The 16,641-nt window shown below is 69.2% G+C and carries 19 protein-coding genes; 10 read left to right on the top strand and 9 right to left on the bottom strand.

All coding sequences use genetic code 11. The features are described from left to right. Positions 1-26 precede the first annotated feature (26 nt). Positions 27-647 (bottom strand): L-threonylcarbamoyladenylate synthase, encoded by a 621-nt coding sequence (locus NOO62_RS01805; protein WP_268769108.1) that lies wholly within the window; start codon positions 645-647, stop codon positions 27-29. A 153-nt stretch (positions 648-800) separates the two neighbouring features. Here NOO62_RS01805 and NOO62_RS01800 point away from each other — a divergent pair, with 153 nt between their 5' ends. Then, complete coding sequence (locus NOO62_RS01800; RefSeq protein ID WP_268769107.1) at positions 801-1,628, top strand: DJ-1/PfpI family protein; 828 nt, start codon at positions 801-803, stop codon at positions 1,626-1,628. Positions 1,629-1,686: 58 nt separating this feature from the next. Here NOO62_RS01800 and NOO62_RS01795 read toward each other — a convergent pair whose 3' ends face one another. The 4 genes from NOO62_RS01795 to NOO62_RS01780 form a co-directional block, all read right to left on the bottom strand. Beyond that, positions 1,687-2,883 carry an alanine--tRNA ligase-related protein gene (locus NOO62_RS01795; protein ID WP_268769106.1) on the bottom strand — a complete coding sequence of 399 codons (1,197 nt, stop codon included), beginning with the start codon at positions 2,881-2,883 and terminating at the stop codon, positions 1,687-1,689. 285 nt (positions 2,884-3,168) lie between these two features. Further along, on the bottom strand, positions 3,169-3,729 hold the full coding sequence (locus NOO62_RS01790) for an HPP family protein (RefSeq protein ID WP_268769105.1): 561 nt from the start codon (positions 3,727-3,729) through the stop codon (positions 3,169-3,171). Positions 3,730-3,904: 175 nt separating this feature from the next. Next, the gene (locus NOO62_RS01785) at positions 3,905-4,399 is read right to left on the bottom strand and encodes an HIT family protein (protein ID WP_268769104.1); all 495 of its coding nucleotides are present in this window, start codon (positions 4,397-4,399) and stop codon (positions 3,905-3,907) included. A 9-nt stretch (positions 4,400-4,408) separates the two neighbouring features. Then, positions 4,409-5,464: an alpha/beta hydrolase family protein gene (locus NOO62_RS01780; RefSeq protein ID WP_268769103.1), complete on the bottom strand. Its 1,056-nt coding sequence runs from the start codon at positions 5,462-5,464 to the stop codon at positions 4,409-4,411. Positions 5,465-5,641: 177 nt separating this feature from the next. Between NOO62_RS01780 and NOO62_RS01775 the strand changes: the two genes are divergently transcribed. Further along, positions 5,642-6,262 carry a GNAT family N-acetyltransferase gene (locus NOO62_RS01775; RefSeq protein ID WP_268775432.1) on the top strand — a complete coding sequence of 207 codons (621 nt, stop codon included), beginning with the start codon at positions 5,642-5,644 and terminating at the stop codon, positions 6,260-6,262. Between the two features lie 44 nt (positions 6,263-6,306). Beyond that, on the top strand, positions 6,307-7,152 hold the full coding sequence (locus NOO62_RS01770) for a PaaX family transcriptional regulator C-terminal domain-containing protein (protein WP_268775431.1): 846 nt from the start codon (positions 6,307-6,309) through the stop codon (positions 7,150-7,152). Between the two features lie 266 nt (positions 7,153-7,418). On the opposite strand, the gene NOO62_RS01765 is transcribed toward NOO62_RS01770, so the two are convergent. Next, complete coding sequence (locus NOO62_RS01765) at positions 7,419-8,525, bottom strand: hypothetical protein (RefSeq protein ID WP_268769102.1); 1,107 nt, start codon at positions 8,523-8,525, stop codon at positions 7,419-7,421. A 120-nt stretch (positions 8,526-8,645) separates the two neighbouring features. After that, positions 8,646-9,155, bottom strand: coding sequence for a hypothetical protein (locus NOO62_RS01760; RefSeq protein ID WP_268769101.1), 510 nt, complete (start codon positions 9,153-9,155; stop codon positions 8,646-8,648). 205 nt (positions 9,156-9,360) lie between these two features. On the opposite strand from NOO62_RS01760, the gene NOO62_RS01755 reads away from it, so the two are divergent. Next, positions 9,361-9,771, top strand: a complete 411-nt coding sequence (locus NOO62_RS01755) for a hypothetical protein (RefSeq protein ID WP_268769100.1) — start codon at positions 9,361-9,363, stop codon at positions 9,769-9,771. A gap of 14 nt (positions 9,772-9,785) precedes the next feature. Here NOO62_RS01755 and NOO62_RS01750 read toward each other — a convergent pair whose 3' ends face one another. Beyond that, complete coding sequence (locus NOO62_RS01750) at positions 9,786-10,016, bottom strand: DUF6207 family protein (RefSeq protein WP_268769099.1); 231 nt, start codon at positions 10,014-10,016, stop codon at positions 9,786-9,788. A gap of 500 nt (positions 10,017-10,516) precedes the next feature. Here NOO62_RS01750 and NOO62_RS01745 point away from each other — a divergent pair, with 500 nt between their 5' ends. Then, positions 10,517-11,332, top strand: a complete 816-nt coding sequence (locus NOO62_RS01745) for an acyl carrier protein (protein ID WP_268769098.1) — start codon at positions 10,517-10,519, stop codon at positions 11,330-11,332. A 131-nt stretch (positions 11,333-11,463) separates the two neighbouring features. Continuing rightward, positions 11,464-12,195, top strand: a complete 732-nt coding sequence (locus tag NOO62_RS01740; protein WP_268769097.1) for a hypothetical protein — start codon at positions 11,464-11,466, stop codon at positions 12,193-12,195. A gap of 25 nt (positions 12,196-12,220) precedes the next feature. On the opposite strand, the gene NOO62_RS01735 is transcribed toward NOO62_RS01740, so the two are convergent. Next, entirely contained in the window at positions 12,221-13,201 is a 981-nt protein-coding gene (locus NOO62_RS01735; RefSeq protein WP_268769096.1) for a threonine/serine dehydratase, read from the bottom strand. 130 nt (positions 13,202-13,331) lie between these two features. Between NOO62_RS01735 and NOO62_RS01730 the strand changes: the two genes are divergently transcribed. From NOO62_RS01730 to NOO62_RS01715, 4 genes are all read left to right on the top strand, one after another. Next, positions 13,332-13,889 (top strand): hypothetical protein, encoded by a 558-nt coding sequence (locus NOO62_RS01730; protein WP_268775430.1) that lies wholly within the window; start codon positions 13,332-13,334, stop codon positions 13,887-13,889. Between the two features lie 326 nt (positions 13,890-14,215). Then, a complete protein-coding gene (locus NOO62_RS01725; protein ID WP_268769095.1) occupies positions 14,216-15,175 on the top strand; it encodes a fatty acid desaturase in 960 nt (319 codons plus the stop codon). 16 nt (positions 15,176-15,191) lie between these two features. Then, a complete protein-coding gene (locus NOO62_RS01720; protein WP_268769094.1) occupies positions 15,192-15,809 on the top strand; it encodes a LysE/ArgO family amino acid transporter in 618 nt (205 codons plus the stop codon). 439 nt (positions 15,810-16,248) lie between these two features. Further along, on the top strand, positions 16,249-16,572 hold the full coding sequence (locus NOO62_RS01715; protein ID WP_268769093.1) for a hypothetical protein: 324 nt from the start codon (positions 16,249-16,251) through the stop codon (positions 16,570-16,572). Positions 16,573-16,641: the final 69 nt, after the last annotated feature.

The raw sequence follows: 16,641 nt of genomic DNA, 5'->3' as shown, positions 1-16,641 counted from the left end.
GCGCCCCTGGGCGGGCTCCGCCGGGGTTACTCGAAGCGGGAGGTGTCGCCCGCGCCGCGCCGCACGATCTCCGCCTCGCCGTCGGAGAAGTCGATGACGGTGGTCGGCTCGGTACCGCAGTCGCCGGAGTCGATGACCGAGTCCACGAGGTGGTCGAGGCGCTCCTTGATGTCCCAGCCCTGGGTCAGCGGCTCCTCCTGGTCGGGCAGGAGCAGCGTGCTGGACAGCAGCGGCTCGCCGAGCTCGGCGAGGAGGGCCTGGGTGACCGTGTGGTCGGGGATGCGCACGCCGACCGTCTTCTTCTTCGGGTGCATCATCTGGCGCGGCACCTCTTTGGTGGCGGGCAGGATGAAGGTGTAGCTGCCGGGCGTGGCGGCCTTGATGGCGCGGAACACGTCGTTGTCGAGATGAACGAACTGCCCCATCTGCGCGAAGCTCTCGCACATCAGGGTGAAGTGGTGCCGGTCGTCGAGCTGCCGGATCGACCGGATGCGGTCCATGCCGTCACGGCTGCCGAGCTGACACCCCAGCGCGTAACAGGAATCCGTCGGATACGCGACGAGCGCGCCGGAGCGGATCCCGTCGACCACGCTGCTGATGCTGCGCCGCTGGGGGTTGTCGGGGTGCACGTCGAAGTACTTGGCCATTGGTCGAGTCTAAGTGACCGGGAGTGACCGGAGTGTGCAGGGCGGGCATGCCGTGTCCGGCCAAGGAGTACTCAGTGAGAGGAACTCGGCGACCGCGGCGTACGACTACTGGGGTGTACGAGGTATCAACTTCCCCGATTGAGGCGGTCATTGGTGATCACGGGCAGCGGTGGCGTAGATGACGGACTCGGCGCGGACGCCAGGAACGGTGACCGGCGGGTGCGGCCGAGCAGGCGAGGAGTGCTGAAGGGCGCGGTGTCAGGGGCGGTGGGAGCGGGAGCCGCGGCAGCGGTCGGAGTGAGCGGCGGCCCGGCCCGGGCGGCGTCCCGGGGCGGCCGGCTGGAGGTCGCGGTGCTCCTCTACGACGGCTTCACGGCGCTGGACGCGGTGGGGCCGTACGAGGTGCTCTGCCGGGTGCCGGGCGTGCGGGTGACGATGGTCGCCCGCGAGGTGGGCCCGGTCCGCACGGACACGGGTGAGCTGAGCCTGGTGGCGGAGCGTGCCATGCGGGACGTGCACGGCGCCGATGTCCTGGTGGTCCCCGGGGGAGGGGACCGAGGGGTGACGGCGATGATGGACGACGCGAAGGCCCACGAGTGGATCCGCCGCGTCCACCGCCGCTCGGTGTGGACGACGTCCGTGTGTACGGGTTCGCTGATCCTGGGGTCGGCGGGCCTGCTCCGCGGCCTCCCCGCGACGACGTACTGGGCGTCACGGTTCTACCTGGAGAAGGTCGGCGCGACGTACAAGCCCGGACGCTTCGTCGAAGCGGGGAAGATCATCACGGCGGCGGGCGTCTCCGCGGGCATCGACATGGGCCTCTACCTCGCCGCCCGCCTCTCGAGCACCAAGGTGGCGCAGGCGATGCAGCTCGCCGTCGAGTACGACCCGGACCCGCCGTACGACACCGGGAGCCCGGAGAAGGCGGACGCCGAAACGGAGGCCCTGGCGCTCAAGCTGATCGCGGACGCGGCAGTCTGAGATCACGCCTGCCCGCGCGCGCCGTGTAGATCGCGCCTGCCCGCGCGCGCCGTGTCGATCACTCGGGCCGCAGGCTGAGCACGAGGTCGCGCGGCAGACCGTGCGTGTCATGGAGGTACCGCAAGCGCTCCTCGTCCAGCGGTCCTCGGAACCGCGGCTGGGCCAGGACCCGCTGTCCTCGCTCCAGCAGCCGACGGAACCGCTGCTCCTCGTCTAGCAGGATCACGCGTACGTCGACGGGGTCCATGTCCTGACGGAAGTGGTCCAAGGTGTGCCGCAGCAGAATCTCCGGCAGATCTCCGAGACTGGGACCGTGCGTTCCGGGCTGCTCACGCCAGAGGACGGTGAGCAGCCGCCGCACCAGCCGACGCAGCACGTACCCGCGACCGGTGTTGCCCGGCCGCACCCCGTCGCCGATGACCACGACAGCGGACCGCAGATGGTCGCAGACGAGCCGCAGCGACGTCTCGTCCAGCGGCCACAGTCCCGGCACGAGCAGCCGCCAGGGCTCGAAGACGTCGCTCTCGAACACCGACGACTTGCCCTGCAGAGTGGAGACCAGCCGCTCCAGGCCGAGTCCGGTGTCGACGTTGCGCTGGGGGAGCGGAACGAGCGAGCCGTCGTCGAGTTTCCGGTAGCGCATGGTGACGTGGTTCCACATCTCCACCCACCGGTCGTCCTGGCTCGGCGTCGACGACCGCGGCGGAACGCCCTCGCCCCCGGTCCCGCCGCCGGTCCAAAGAAAGATCTCCGAGTCGGGACCGCACGGCCCGGTCGGTCCGTTGGACCACCAGTTGTCCTCCACGGTCAACTCCACGGGAACGCCGAGCTCGTCCCACACCTCCAGGGAAGCGGTGTCGGGGCCGGTACGGTCGTCGCCGCCGAAGACGGTGGCATGCATCATGCGCGGATCTACCCCGAATCCCTCGGTGAGGAGCTCGTACCCCCACCGCAGACTCTGCGGCCCTTCGTAGTCACCCAGCGACCAGGTGCCGAGCATCTCGAAGACGGTGAGGTGCGTGGGGTCACCCACTTCGTCGAGGTCGGTCGTCCGCAGACAGCGCTGCGCGTTGACGAGCCGGTCGCCGAGCGGGTGCGGGCGCCCCTCCAGATACGGGGTGAGGGGGTGCATGCCGGAGGTGGTGAACAGTACGGGGTCGCCGGGCGGGGGCAACAGCGTCGACCCGGTGATCCGGCGGTGCCCGCGCTCCCGGAAGTAGTCGACGAACGTGCGGACGACGTGGTCGGTGTTCATGAGGTGGCTCCTTCGCGTACGAAGCGGGGAGGCACCGGACAACGGGTCCGCACGGTGATGGATCAACGAAGGATCCAGCGACGGTCATCGGTGGTTCGGGTACGAGCCACGGGGTCGCCATCGGCGGGCCGTTTCCGGTCGCCGATGGAGAGAGGGAAAGACGTCAGGCGGCGGCAACCGGCGAGCTGGTCGCTCGCGCGGTCGCGTTGGTGTGTGGGCCGGTGACGTTCATGCGTCCGAGGATAACGAGCCCGATGACCGAGGGCACGTGAATATCCGCCGGGCTCACCACCAGTAGGCGGGGTAGCGCGGTGCCCTGGGACGGGCGTACGAGGCGGCCCAGCCCGCGAGGACGAGCAGCCCGGCGGAGCCCACGAGCAGAGGTACGAAGGTGGCGGGGCCCGGTGCGTTCAGGACGATGACGACGGCGGTCGCGCACGCGGGGGAGTGCGGGGTACGGGCCATGGTCATCACGGCGAGACCGACCCCGGCGGCGAGGGCCGCCGCCCACGGCGAACTGCCCGCCGCGGCGACGACCGCGTAACCGATGGCGGCGCACAGCAGATGCCCGACGATCACACTGCGGGGCTGGGCGAGCGGCAGCCCCGGCGCACAGTGAATGATCGCCGCGGACGCGGCGAGCGGGGGTATCAGCACGGGCTCGTGGATGACGGAACCTATGGCCACCAGAACCAGCAGCACGGCGGTCGCGGCGCTGATGTTGTGCAGCGCCGCGCCGGGCGAGGGAGGGGCGGGCGCACGACCGGCGAGACGGGCGCGGAAACGGGAGCGCCCGGAGACGGGCTGCGAGACGGGCTGGGCGTCAACGATTTCGTCGGTGCTCAAGACAGTGCGGTTCCGGGGCAGGGCCGACGGGAAACCCGGACGGCGATGGCAGAAGGGCAGGAGTCGGCCCGTCTTCCCTCACGGTCGGCAGGGACGGGGGCACCGGCGGCGGTCCGGGTTGGGATATCCGCGTACTCACCGGAGATTCTACGCGGCCCACTCACGTAGCCGCAGGTCAGGGTCCTGAGCCACGCATCCGGTCGAGCTCGGCGCCGATACTTGCCCGTATCGCGTCGTGCTGCGGCCCGAGCGCGAACCGGTCGTCACTCCACCGTTCGCGGGGATAGAGCCAGACCGGCACGCCTACGACGTCCGAGGGCTCCCACTCGTAGCGCGGCCATACGTGGGCGTGCAGGAAGGCATCCGTATTGCCGAGGATCTCCAGATTCACGCGCCGAAAAGCCGGATCCACCCGCCGACAGGCCCGCTCGACCGCTTCCCCCAGCTGGTCCATGTCGGACAGAAACTGAAGCCGCCGCTCCTTGGACAGGTCCGACAGGCGCTGCACACCGGGATCGTCGACGAGGAGCACGCAGTACCCCGGCAGAAACTGCACGTCCCCGATGACCGCGAACCCCGTCGTCATCCTCCGCAGCACGGAGGGGTTCTCCCCGCGCAACGCGCTCCCGATCCGGTCGGACTTCCAGGCCATGCTGGTGTCGGAACTCATGCGACGAACCTACGTGGCTTCCTCGACGAACTGGCGTTGGTCGTCCAGGAATCCGGCCGCGAAGAGCGAGCGGGGGGAGAAGAGGGCCGTGAAGGTGAGCCTGAGGTCCGACTGCTCGATGGACTGCTTGAGAAGTGAATGGGTCGCGTCCGGGTAACGCCCGACCGTCAGGACGCCGCCCGCGTCCAACACCCTGCGGTAGACGCGCTCCGTGTCCGCGATGTCCACGTTGATGTCATGGTCCGCGAGGGTCAGCAGCACCGGTATGCCGCGCAGGGCGCGGAGGTCCCGCGTGGCGTCCGCGGTGTAGTTCTTGGAGATGAAGCCCCACCGCTCGGCGGTCATGCCGTCCGCATCGCCGCCCATCGCCCCGACGTACTCCTCGAAAGTCGCGTGGCGCCGCAGCAGCCGACGGATGGTGTCGCTCCTGGCGATCTCCGCCTCGGTGCGCTCCGCCGATGCGCCGTCGGCGCGCAGCTCGGCCAGGAGGTTGTAGCGGCCCTGCTGGAGCCAGTTGATCGCGGGCGAGACGGCGATGACGAAGCTCACGGGCGTCTTCGCGGCGACCTTCGGCATGACCCAGCCCGCCTGGCTCGCGCCCCAGAGCCCGATCCGCTCCCCGTCGATGTCCCGACGGGCGCGTGCCCAGGCGATCGCGGCGGCCGCCTCGTCGGCCCGGTCGTCCATCGACTGGTCGAGCCAGTCGCCGGGCGCACCTGCGACCCCCGGCTTGTCCCAGGACAGAGAGGCGTACCCGGCCTGGGCGTTCGCCTCCCACATGGGCTTGTAGCCGTCGTCGTGGGTGGCGTCGACGGGGCCGTCGCCGTGGACGTACACGACCAGCCCGTGTTGCTTGCGGCCGTCCCTGGGGGTGGTGAGTACGCCGTTGAGGGTGTGGCCACCGTGGCGGATCGAGACCCGCTGCTCGTCCATGTCGTAGGAGTTCTGCCACAGCACCACGCCGGTGAGGCCGGCGGCCACGACCAGGGCGGTGACGAGTGACCAGACGGCGATGCGGACTCCGCGCCGTCGGAGTCGGAGTCGGAGAGGGGGCGTCGGACACATGGGAGGGCTGCCTCCGGTCGGGTTCGGTTCGAGTGACTGCTTCGAGCGATTGGTGAAACTATCGTTGTACAAACGATCGTGCCGAACCTGATAGATTTGTATCTGAGCCTGCGGGCCCACGAAATTCATCGAACGAAGCCGGGGAGAAGGAGGGGGCGCATCATGACGGGGCGCATCATGAGAGGGCACAGCGGACCGGTGACAGTGCAGCGAGGCCTTCCGGCCGGAGCCGCGCGACGGGCGGCCGAGCTGTACTGGGAGGCCTTCGGCCGCAAGCTCGGCCCTGCCCTGAACCCGCCGGACAAGGCGGTGTCCTTCATCGCCGCGCACCTCAACGCCGACCGCGCGGTCTGCGCACTCCTCGACGGGCAGGTCGTCGGACTCGCCGGGTACCAGCATGGCGGGCGGGCCCTCACCGGGGGATCGGCTCGCGCGGTGCTGCGCGCGTACGGACACCTGCGGGGCCTGCACAGGCTCCTGCTTCTCGCCCTCTTCGAACGTCGTCCGGGCCCCGGACAGCTCGTCATGGACGGCATCGCCGTGGACCCGGACATGCGCGGCCGGGGCGTCGGAAGCCTGCTCATCGCGGAAGTGGCCGCCATCGCGGCGGAGCAGGGCTGCCAGGAGATCAGACTGGACGTGATCGACACCAACCCGCGCGCGAGGGCTCTGTACGAGAGGCTCGGTTTCACGGCCGTACGGATCGAGCGCACGCCCTACCTGCGCCGTCTGCTCGGATTCGGCGCGGTGACCACCATGCACCGCCCGGTCGCGACAGGAGAAGTGAGAGAACCGTGAGCACCGAGACCGACCACACCGACCACGTCGAGGTCCCCACCCGTATGCTCGTCCACGCGCTGATCCGCGAGAACGGCACCGTCGCCGCGGATGAGCTGTACACCGTCGCCAACACCCTGGGCATGAGCGACCAACAGGTACGGCTGTGCGTCAAACGCCTGGTGGCCGAAGGCCGCTTCACCCACGAGGGCCGAGGTCGCAAGGCGGAACTGCACGCCACCACGGACACCACACGCGACCTCGCCCCCAACGCGGAGTTCCTGCGGCACGCATTCCAGCAGGACGCCGGGGCCGCGCCCTGGGACGGCGTCTGGCACCTGGTGGCCTTCGCGGTGCCCGAATCGGCGCGCACGGTCCGGGACACGCTGCGCGAGACGCTCGTCCACCTCGGCGGTGCACCGCTCCAGGGCGGCTTGTACGTCTGCGCCAACGCATGGGAACCCTACGTCGAAGACGCGGCCCACCGCCTGAGCGCCCACGGCGCGCTCACGCTTCTCACGACGACGGACCTGCGCAGGGGCGAGACCGAGGAGCCTGCCGAACTCGCCCGACGCCTGTGGCCCCTACAGGAGATCGCCGACCGCTACCACCGACTGAGCCGCATCGCCGAGCCTCGCCTGGCCCGTCTCACCGGCTCCGCCGAACTCTCGTCGTCCGCACTCCTCACCATCGCCGTCGAACTGGCCGCCGAACTCTCCCGCGCCATGGCTCCCGACCCGCTGCTGCCGCCCCAACTCCTGCCCCAGCCCTGGCCCGGCACCCAGGCCCGGGAGCTCATCGCCCAGTGCTGGGCGGCTCTGTACGCACGCGACCAGGGCGAAACCCGCCCGGCCCTCTTCCGCCACTACGCCGACATCACGCGCGAAGCGGCAGACCGGGCCACGCACTGAAGACGGGTTAGGTCCACGCGCCCCCGAAGAGATACTCCCGGCACAGGCCCCAAGGGCCTGTGTCGGCAGTCCCGCCTGCCCCGCGACGTCCGGCACGCGCCCTCGCGGCGTTGTCGGGACACCCCGATACAACCAGTATCGGGGCGACCCTCCGCCTTGCGATCGCACGCTCCCCCAAGCTCTCGGCTCCGCTCGAGCAGGGAGGTGCCCCCATGACGCCGCGGGGCCCGCCCTCCGGGCGGACGACGGGACTGCCGACACAGGCCCTAGGAGCGAGTAGCGGTGGCGCAGCTCTTGCCGCCGGCTCGCGTGGCGTCGCTGTCGACGGACTTGCTGCGGTCGTACGGATCGAGCCGGTGTTCGGCGTCGGCGTGCTGCTTGTCGGCGGTGTCGAACGGCGGTGTGAAGTAGCCGGTCGGGGCGGAGCAGCCGCCGTTGGTCAGGTCGAGCGTGTAGGAGACGAGGGACATCGTGCCCGGTTCGGTGCTGACCTTGTCCGGGTCGTCCCAGCTCATCACCACCTCGCGCCGCACGATCGTACGGACGATGTCGGCATCCCGCCCCCGGTCGCCCGCGGGGGCCACCGGGTACACGAAGGTGACGTCCGCCGTCACCTCCAGCGCCCCACGCTTCCCCTCACGGTAGGAAAGCCGACCGCGTGTCTTGACCACGTCGCCGACCAGTTGAGCCTGCTGCGGCCGGAAGCGGCTGAACAGCAGCAGCGGGTCGTTGGTGGACGTGGGCGTCTTCGACGACAGGCTGGTACGCAGATAGTCCTGGACGTCGTCCTGGTGCGGATTCAGCAGCCCGATCGCCTTCGTCGGCCGCTCGCCGCGCAGCACGCCACGATCGAGCCCGGCGTCCACCAGGAAACGCCGACTCTGCTCCAATGCCCGCTCGACCTGCGCGGCGTCCATCCAGCCGGTCGCCTTGGCGGCCGGCACGGTGATCCCCGATGCCCCCTCGGCCCAGCGGGCGGCGGGAGAACCCCGGAAGGGTTCGTCCCAAGTGGGGCGCTGCGCGGGCTCGCCACCGGGCGCGTCACGCGGTCTCTCCGACTCGGCGGCAAGGGGCGCCTCGCTCTGACCGTCGCCGTCGTCGCCGTCGAAGAGGCCGAACACCTGCTGCGGGAAGAGGCTGACGCCGAGCAGGGCGACGGCTGCCACCACCCCGGTCACGTACCAGCCAGTCCTGCGCCGGGGCCGGGCCGGCGAGTACGTACGCCAGCCCTCCGCCTGCCCAGCCTCCTGCCCGGCCGCCCCCTCCTTGAGTCGACGCTGCACCTCACGGGCGCGCGCCGACGGCTCCACCGGAGCCCCGGCCGCTCCCGTCACCGACTCCCGCAGGAACCGCTCCCACTCCTCATCGGACACCGAGGACCCGTCCTGCCCCCCAACCCCACCCACCGCATGCTCCCGTTCTCGCCCGGATGACCCGCTGACTCCGCCGGAAGGCGAGAGCCGACCGCATAATCGCATGAGGTGATCGCAGGTCTACGATCCGGAGCGCAACCCCAGAGCACTGTGCTCGACCACACCCGGAACGACGTCGCTCTTCCCCGACGCCGCGGCGGTCAACGCGACCAGTCCGGCGCGGAGTTCGGTGGAGGGCTCACCGAGGATGATCGTGCTGATGATCAGCTCCAGCATCAGACAGTCGTACTCGTCGCCCTTGCTGCGACAGCGCTCCCCGTCGCCCTCCGCCACAGCGGAGGTGATCCGCCACCCGCGAGCAGTCGCGGGGGCAGGGCCGGAGGCGGGGGTCGGGGTGAAAGTCGCCTCGTAGACGCCGTAACCGGTCCAACCCCGGTGCATGAAAACGACGTCGTCCTCGACGAAAATGTTCCACTTCTCGTCCATGTCCCGAGCTCGGTATCCGCGCCGAATCCGGTCCCAGTCCTCGACGGTCCAGACGCGATCCGGCAACTGGGACATCGGCCGGGGCACGCTGATCGGGTGCAGGCGCCTGAACGACTCGCGGGCGAGCGGAGTATCAGCAGTCATGGCGTGATCTTAAGGAAGCGCCGATCCAACGGGACCAAGGGTGGCTGTAGACGTGCGCCGCCGTGTGCCTCAACTCCCCTTCGCGGGCGGCGGAGCTTCCCTCTGCGCGTGCAGTGCGCCCCCGCGGAGAGGTTCGCGCCCCGCCGAGCCCGGTGATAACGCTGGAGGCACGCAGTCGGTGAACGAGGTGATGAAAGGACTCGGCATGGCATCTCAAGCAATGCTGGAGGCGGGTCGGCTGTCCGCCATCGTGAAGATCCTCGACCGGGCCGGCGGCCATCTGAGTGCCGCGGTACGCGACCGCACCCGGACGCCCGCCCTCCCCGGTGACCTGGAGGTCTCTGCCCTCCAGGCACTCCTCGACCTCTCGCGCAGCGCCGCGCACGACCTGACCTGCGCGGTCCAGCACGCGGGCAGCGGCGATCTGACCCTGGCCCGGGCCCACCTGGAGGCGGCGCGGACCGCCCCCGAGAAGCACGTCGTGCCGACGGCAGGCATGCCCTCCCCGCTCCCCGTCGGCGTACGCACCGCGCTCCAACTCCTGCGCGGCATAACGGGTTTCTTCAGCAAGGAGACCGAGGACGCCCTCGTCCGCGCGCTGACCATCACGCGGTGACGTCACCGTGACCGTCATCTCTGTCCGAACCAGGCCGCGGACGGTCCGCCGGTGGCACGCGTCGAGGCGTACAGGGTGACCGCGATCCCGCCCTCCCCCGGAACCGTGTGCGGCTCGGAGGGGCCGGTCGCGTTGAGATGCGCGGCGATCGCGTAGGCGAGCACGGTCACGGTGTGCTCGTCACCGGCGTGGATGGTGATCCGGGCCGTGCCCGGTTCCGTCAGATGAAGATCACGGCTGTTCATGTCGGGGTCGACGCAGCTCAGGGCGGCGGCAGTTCGGTGCGGGGTGCAGGTTCACCCGTCCGACTTCTATGTGCGTCCGACGAGAGTAAGAGGTTCAAGAAGGGGTCATAGGGGCGATCGCGACGCATCAGCCCTGAGCGGCCTCCGGGTGGCGTGGAAGGGCGGCACTGCCGGGGGCGAGGTGTGGATCCGGCGGACCGACATCGGCACGAGCCGCACCCACTGCACCCGGCCGACGATGAACACGCGGTGTTCTGCGGTCAAGGACGAGTTGAAGCAGTAAACGGGATAAATCGCCCCTTCGCCACAGCCCTGTAACGGCGGCCGCAGGGCGGACAACTCCCTTAGGGGTCGACCTGTCGAACCCGGTGCATCACGCAGCTGCTCGACGGCTCAACTGCCCCGCGGCGAGCGAACCCGGCGTCGCCAAGGCAACAGCTGCACCAGGTGCACCAGTTGCACCCCTCCCGCAGACCTGACCCGCCAATGGAGTTGTCCACATGATGTCCAGAAACCTCCTGCCGACGCGGCTGGCCGCCACCGCCGCGCTGCTCCTCGTCGCAGGCGCCCTGTCCATCCCCACCGCGACCGCCGAGTCCAGGTCCCCAGCACCCGGCGACGCCTATGTGCTGACGGTGAGCACCGACCCGGCCAAAACCGCTTACGACGACCGCAAGGTCGACGTGACCGGCACCGTCACCAAGGCCGACGGCACGCCCGCGCCCGGCATTCCGGTCACGCTCCAGGAGGTCGTCCGCTTCACGACCTGGAACCCGTGGGGCGACCCGATCGACCCCAACTACTACGAGCCCCGGGACCTTGGCACGCCGGTGAGCGACGCCAACGGGAAGTTCACCCTGCCCGACGTCGAGATCGACCACGTCAGCGGCAGCAGCCTGCTCAACGTCGAGCAGGACGTACAGATCACGGCCCAGTACGACGAGGACGGCGACCCCAACACCCCGCAGGACGGCTACTTCGCGGACACCACCGTGTACGCCGACGCCAAGCCGAGCTCGCTCAGCTACAAGGTCAACAAGACGAAGGTTAAGGCGGGGGACATCCTCACCGTCCAGGGCAGAGTCGACCTCCCCAAGGGCGTCGACCCGGGCGGCACGGAGGTCTTCCTGCAGACGTACTGGGAGAGCCAGTACCACGTGAAGACGACGGCCGAGGACGACGGCTTCTTCGTACTGTCCGTGCGGGTTTCGCGCGACGACGACGCGTTCCGTCTCCGTACGGCCCCCCGAGACCTCTACGTGCAGGGCAAGGAACAGAACCTGCCGATCACCAACACCTCGCTGCCCCGCCCCTGACTGCCCGTCGAGCAGCCGCTGGATCCGCCGCAGGTCGGCAGGGCACCCCCTGCCGTCCTCGCGGCCAGCAGCTTCTCCCTCATACGCTTCCCTCCGCCGGCGCCTCGCGACCGTCGACAAGATCCACGGACATGCCTAGCCTGACCCTCATGCCCAGCCCCGAGCCGACCCCCATGTCCGCCCCCACATCCATGTCCGTCCCCGTGCACGCCCTGGCTCACTGCCCCTTGACCCCGGCCGCCGTGGCAGAGTTCCTGGCCCTGCCGGAACAACCGGCGCCCGCGGACGACTTCGACGCGCTCGACACCGTTCTGCGCGCACGCGGGTGGGGTTGGGAACACGACTGCCTGACAGACTCCTACCGCACGGGCTTCGGGCACCCGTTGTGCACCGAGGGCGACACCCCTTTCGGAGACCCGGAAGCGCGGAGTTTCCTGGTGTTCGGGGAGCTGTATCCCCTCGACCCGGACGACGAGGATCTCGTCAACATGCCTTGGCTGGGCAAACGTGTGGACGACTGGGGCTCGGCCGCGGGCTGGACCGTCCGACGCGCGTCCACACTGGAGGAGTGCGTCGAGGTGCTCGACCGGGCCGCGGACGCCGTGTCCACTCACCTGGGGGCCACTCCGGAGCGGACGGTCACCAGCGACGCCGCCGTAGTGACAGGCCCACCGATGCCGCACCGGATATGGCGTACCGCCACACAGGCCGTGATCGTGGGCCCCCACGCGGACAATGGCCCGTACGGCTACCTCACCCATCTGCAACTCGCCGCTTCGCCCCTCAACATGGCCCCCGAGTTGCCGCTCGCGGACGACACGGAGGGGCTGGACCGCTGGATCGAGGCACACATCGACTGGTGATGCCCCGCCGACGAGGTAACTGAGCTCACCCTCCTGGGAACGGCGACAGCGAGAGCGGCGGCTGGCCCCCGTACGCCATCACGTCCTCCACCGAGGCATTGCCGCCGCAGATGACCAGGCCGAGCCGCGTCTCGTCCCCGGTCTTGGCGAGGACGCGCCGGGCGGCAGGGAGGAGGCAGCCGGCCGCGGGTTCGGCCCAGACCTTCGCGTGTTCGGCCAGCTCCCGGACACCGGCGAAGGCGTCCGCTTCCGGTACGACCAGTACCTCGTCGACCAGGTCGCGCACCATGGTGTAGGTCAGCGGTGACACCGTGGGCGCACCGAGCGTGGTGATCCGCGTGTCCACATCCACCTGCACCGGACCGCCGTGGGTCAGCGCCTGCGACATCGCGTCGGCGCCGACGGTCTCCACACCCCACACCCGCACTCCGGGCCGCCGCGCCCGCAGTGCCGCCGCCACACCGGCGATCAGTCCGCCACCGCCGATGGAGACGAGCACATCCGTCAAGTCGTCCGCGTCCTCGTGGAGTTCGAGCCCCACGGTGCCCTGCCCCGCGATCACCACCGGGTCGGCGAACGGATGCAGGAGCGTCAGGCCCTCGGCCTCGAGCCGCTCCATGAGGGCGAACGCCTCGGCCATGGTGGGGGTCAGCCGGACGTCGGCCCCGGCAGCACGGGCCTTGGCCACGGAACGTGCGGGGGCGGCCTGCGGCATGACCACCGTGGCTCGCACGCCCAGCGCGGCCGACATCTCCGCCACGGCGACACCGTGATTGCCGCCGGACACCGCCACCACGCCGGCCGCGCGCTGTTCGCCGGTCAGCGTGAGCAGCTTCGCGACGGCACCCCGCGCCTTGAACGAGCCACTGCGCTGCAGCAGTTCGAGCTTTACGGTAACCGGCACTCCGAGCAGTGCGCTCAGCCCCGGACTGGGCAGCGTGGGTGTACGCACCACGTGCCCGGCGATCCTGGCCGCCGCGGCCTCCAGCTCCTCGACACCGATCATGGCGCCCCCTCCACGTTACGTCGTACGCCGTCTTCGTCTGCACAATACGTGGGTCGAGATGGGGCCGGGATCAGGCGGCTGGACCGATATCGGATCGCGTGAGGTGATCGCCCGCTGGCACGCTGGCCTCATGGATCATGCGGAAGTACTGCTCATGGGGGGACGTGCCGGTGTCGGCAAGACGACGGTCGGATGGGAGGTTTCGGCGCTGTTGCGCTCCGCGGCGGTCGCTCACGCGATCATCGACGGTGACTTCATGGGACAGGTGCATCCAGCACCGGAGGGAGATCCGCACCGCGCTGAGATCACCGAGAGCAACCTCACAGCGGTGTGGGCGAACTTCGCTCAACGCGGCTACCGACGCCTGATCTACACGAACACCATGAGCGTGCTTCCAGAGACGACGGGCATGTTCGAGCGTGCGATGGGGCGTGGAGCCGGGATCGTACGAGTCCTGCTCACCGCCTCCGACACCACCGCCCGCGAGCGGCTGGTGGGCCGAGAACTCGGCTCGGAGCTGGAGCAGGAACTCGAAGGAAGTGCCCGCAAGGCGCGGATTCTGGACCAGCGGGCTGCCGCGGACACGGTGCGCGTGGTGACGGACGGGAGGGCGGTCGTCGATATCGCGCGGGAGGTGCTGGCCGCCACCGGTTGGGCTCCCGGGCCGCATTTCGTCCGTAGCTCTTGATGGGCCTCCGCAAGGCTCGCCCACAACTCCGCCCCGGGTGTCAAAGGACGATGACGCTGAACTGCGGCAGGGAGAGGGCGCGATGTCCCATATCGGCGTCGCCCCACCCCGCACCCTGGCCATGTCGTAGGCGGCCCACGCCACAAGGTGCCTCTCAAGAGACTGCATATGGGCGACGACAGACTAGGGGCCATAGCCGCATACTGGCCCGATATCATCCTCCCTCCATAACCGGAATGTGACCACTCCTGTGTCGAAAATCCGGTGATGACGATGGTGATGGTGATGGAAGAGTCACGAGAAATTCGCAACGGGGGCCGCAAGACATGGCAAATCACTCATTGGTGAGTAGCTCGTCCCAACGTGCTGCTCGCCTCGAAATACCGACGGAAGTAAAGAAATTCACGTTACGGGACTCTCGGATATTCGCGAGTAAGGTAGCTCTGGCAGGCGCGCTGGCAGCGATTTCCTGCTTCTGGATCCTCACCCACGGTTGGCCGGCGGCTGTCCCGGCACAATTGCTGCTCGGCCTCGTCTACGCCCACGCGGTGGAGTTGCAGCACCAAGCACTGCACGGCACGGGGTTCCGCTCCGCACGGAAGAACCGGGTGGTCGGCACCGCACTGGGCGCGCCCCTGCTGGTGTCCTACTCGCGCTACCGAGCGCTGCACCTGCTGCACCACAGGTACTTGGGCACGGACAAGGACACTGAGTTCTTCGACTACGCGGCGGTCGAGAGGCTGACGCTGTGGACCCTCGCCAGCTCGGCGTTCAACGTGCGCCGCTGGTTCGAGACCGGTGTGGACGTCGCACGCTCGCTGTCACCGCGTACCACGTACGACGAGGTCATCACCAACCCGGCGGTGCACGGCCGCATCCGCACGGAGTACCGCACGACGCTGGCAGCGACAGCGGCACTCGGGCTGCTCTCATGGTGGACCGGATCGCCGCTCATCCTGACCCTCTGGCTCATCCCGCTGCTTTTCGCAGAGCCCATCCACTTCCTGATCGAGCTGCCGGAGCACATCTTCTGCGACCGTTCGACCCAGGACGTCTTCAAGAACACCCGCTCCATTCGCGGCGGCTGGTTCTCCTTCTGGCTCACCAACGGGAACAATTTCCATGTCGAGCACCACGTGCGCATGGGAACCCCCATCAACAAACTGCCGCAGATGCACCCGCACATGGTCGACCACATCGAGAACTACTGCGGTTCCTATGGCGAGTTCTACCGCGACGTGCTGCGCCGCGCGCTGCGCCCGTCCTCCCCGATACCGGCAGCATGACCTCGGGCGACTCCGTATGACTCCTGTGCTGGAAGGCTTCGCCCTGGGCTTCGCCTACGCGGCGCCCATCGGCGCACAGAACGTCTACGTGATCCAGTCCGCCTCGGGCGGCCCGCTACGGATGTCCGTGCGGGTCGCCCTCGCCGTCACGGCGATGGACATCACCCTGGCGCTGGCCTGCCTGTACGGCCTTGGAGCCGTCCTCGAATGGTTCCCCTGGCTCAGCACCGCCATGACCGTGGTGGGGTGCGCCTATCTGCTCTGGATCGGCGTCAACCTGGCGCGGAGCCGTGCCGAGCAGGACGCGGACGGAAAAACCGGGCAGGGCGTCACCCACTCGTACGCCTGGAGCAGGGTGGCGGTCGCCGCGTTCACCCTCACCTGGTTCAACCCACAGGCCATCCTTGACGGCACGCTTCTCCTCGGCGGTTTTCGCGCCCAGTTGGGAGACGGGGAGGTGCCCCTCTTCATCATCGGCATGGCCGCGGCGTCGGCGGTGTGGTTCCACGCGCTGACCGCGCTGGTGGGCTCCTGCCGAAACCGCTTCGGGCCCCGGGCGATGATGTGGATCAACCGAGTGTGCGGGGTGGCGTTGTGCGCTCTGGGCCTGCGGTTGGGACTTGGCTTGCTGTAGCGGTTGTTGTAGCGGTTGCTGGAGTAGGGCAAAGGGCACCGCCATCCTCAGCGGGCGTTTAACGTAGCTCCGGTCGGCTCAGCCTCAGTGATGAGCCCCACTCGGGATCGCTGTCAGCCCCTCGGGCAGCGTGCGGTGCCGATAGATTCGGCTTCGGGGACAAGCTGAGCAACTGGCCGCGACGCGCCTGGAGGCCGACATGGAAACGCCGCACCCGGACCCCGAGGCGAGCCGACCGCGTCCCGACTACCCGCCGAAGACGCCTCCGCCCCCGAAGAAACCGCCGTCCCCGCCTCCGCCACAGACTCGTCTGACAGCCCCCTCGCTGCCCGTGCCGCAGCGCTGCGGGCGGGGCGGGCGACCCGTGATGAAGAACCGGCAGGGAGGAAACTGGACGCTGGAAGCGCAGCCTTGGGCCGCAGGAAAGGCGTTCACGGAGGTGAGCGGACGGCTGACGAAGTGGGGCCTCAAGCCGCCGCCCAGCCTCGAGGCCCTGGTCCGCCATCTCGTCACGACCGTCGTGGCCGACGGCGGACGACAGGTCAGTCTCCATCTCGCGGAACAGGACGGACAGGCCCTCATCCTTGTCCTGGGCCACCGACCCCGCCTGCCAGGAGGCGACACCGAGGCTGCTCCTCCGCCGTTGGAGCTCGACAGACAGATCATGCGGGAACTGCAGGAGTTGGGTGGCGTGGCGAGCTGCGGTACGGAGATGACCGAGGAGGGCCGTCAGGTCTGGGCTCTCCTTGACCTGGCGTACTGAACGTGGCTACGGGGGTGTTACCGGAAGTACCGGCAGGCGGTGCGGGCGGGAAACGAAGCCTGCGTCACC

This window comes from Streptomyces sp. Je 1-369 (assembly GCF_026810505.1).
Classification (GTDB): Bacteria; Actinomycetota; Actinomycetes; order Streptomycetales; family Streptomycetaceae; genus Streptomyces.
The sequence above is the reverse complement of the archived record's forward strand: the minus strand, read 5'-3'. Positions and strand labels throughout refer to the sequence as shown.

Coding starts and splice junctions, on each gene's coding strand:
- NOO62_RS01750 (WP_268769099.1), bottom strand. CDS start 10,016: ATGAACAGCCGTGATCTTCATCTGACGGAACCGGGCACGGCCCGGATC.
- NOO62_RS01745 (WP_268769098.1), top strand. CDS start 10,517: ATGATGTCCAGAAACCTCCTGCCGACGCGGCTGGCCGCCACCGCCGCG.
- NOO62_RS01720 (WP_268769094.1), top strand. CDS start 15,192: ATGACTCCTGTGCTGGAAGGCTTCGCCCTGGGCTTCGCCTACGCGGCG.
- NOO62_RS01740 (WP_268769097.1), top strand. CDS start 11,464: ATGCCTAGCCTGACCCTCATGCCCAGCCCCGAGCCGACCCCCATGTCC.
- NOO62_RS01760 (WP_268769101.1), bottom strand. CDS start 9,155: ATGACTGCTGATACTCCGCTCGCCCGCGAGTCGTTCAGGCGCCTGCAC.
- NOO62_RS01755 (WP_268769100.1), top strand. CDS start 9,361: ATGGCATCTCAAGCAATGCTGGAGGCGGGTCGGCTGTCCGCCATCGTG.
- NOO62_RS01775 (WP_268775432.1), top strand. CDS start 5,642: ATGAGAGGGCACAGCGGACCGGTGACAGTGCAGCGAGGCCTTCCGGCC.
- NOO62_RS01725 (WP_268769095.1), top strand. CDS start 14,216: ATGGCAAATCACTCATTGGTGAGTAGCTCGTCCCAACGTGCTGCTCGC.
- NOO62_RS01780 (WP_268769103.1), bottom strand. CDS start 5,464: ATGTGTCCGACGCCCCCTCTCCGACTCCGACTCCGACGGCGCGGAGTC.
- NOO62_RS01805 (WP_268769108.1), bottom strand. CDS start 647: ATGGCCAAGTACTTCGACGTGCACCCCGACAACCCCCAGCGGCGCAGC.
- NOO62_RS01770 (WP_268775431.1), top strand. CDS start 6,307: ATGCTCGTCCACGCGCTGATCCGCGAGAACGGCACCGTCGCCGCGGAT.
- NOO62_RS01785 (WP_268769104.1), bottom strand. CDS start 4,399: ATGAGTTCCGACACCAGCATGGCCTGGAAGTCCGACCGGATCGGGAGC.
- NOO62_RS01795 (WP_268769106.1), bottom strand. CDS start 2,883: ATGAACACCGACCACGTCGTCCGCACGTTCGTCGACTACTTCCGGGAG.
- NOO62_RS01735 (WP_268769096.1), bottom strand. CDS start 13,201: ATGATCGGTGTCGAGGAGCTGGAGGCCGCGGCGGCCAGGATCGCCGGG.
- NOO62_RS01730 (WP_268775430.1), top strand. CDS start 13,332: ATGGATCATGCGGAAGTACTGCTCATGGGGGGACGTGCCGGTGTCGGC.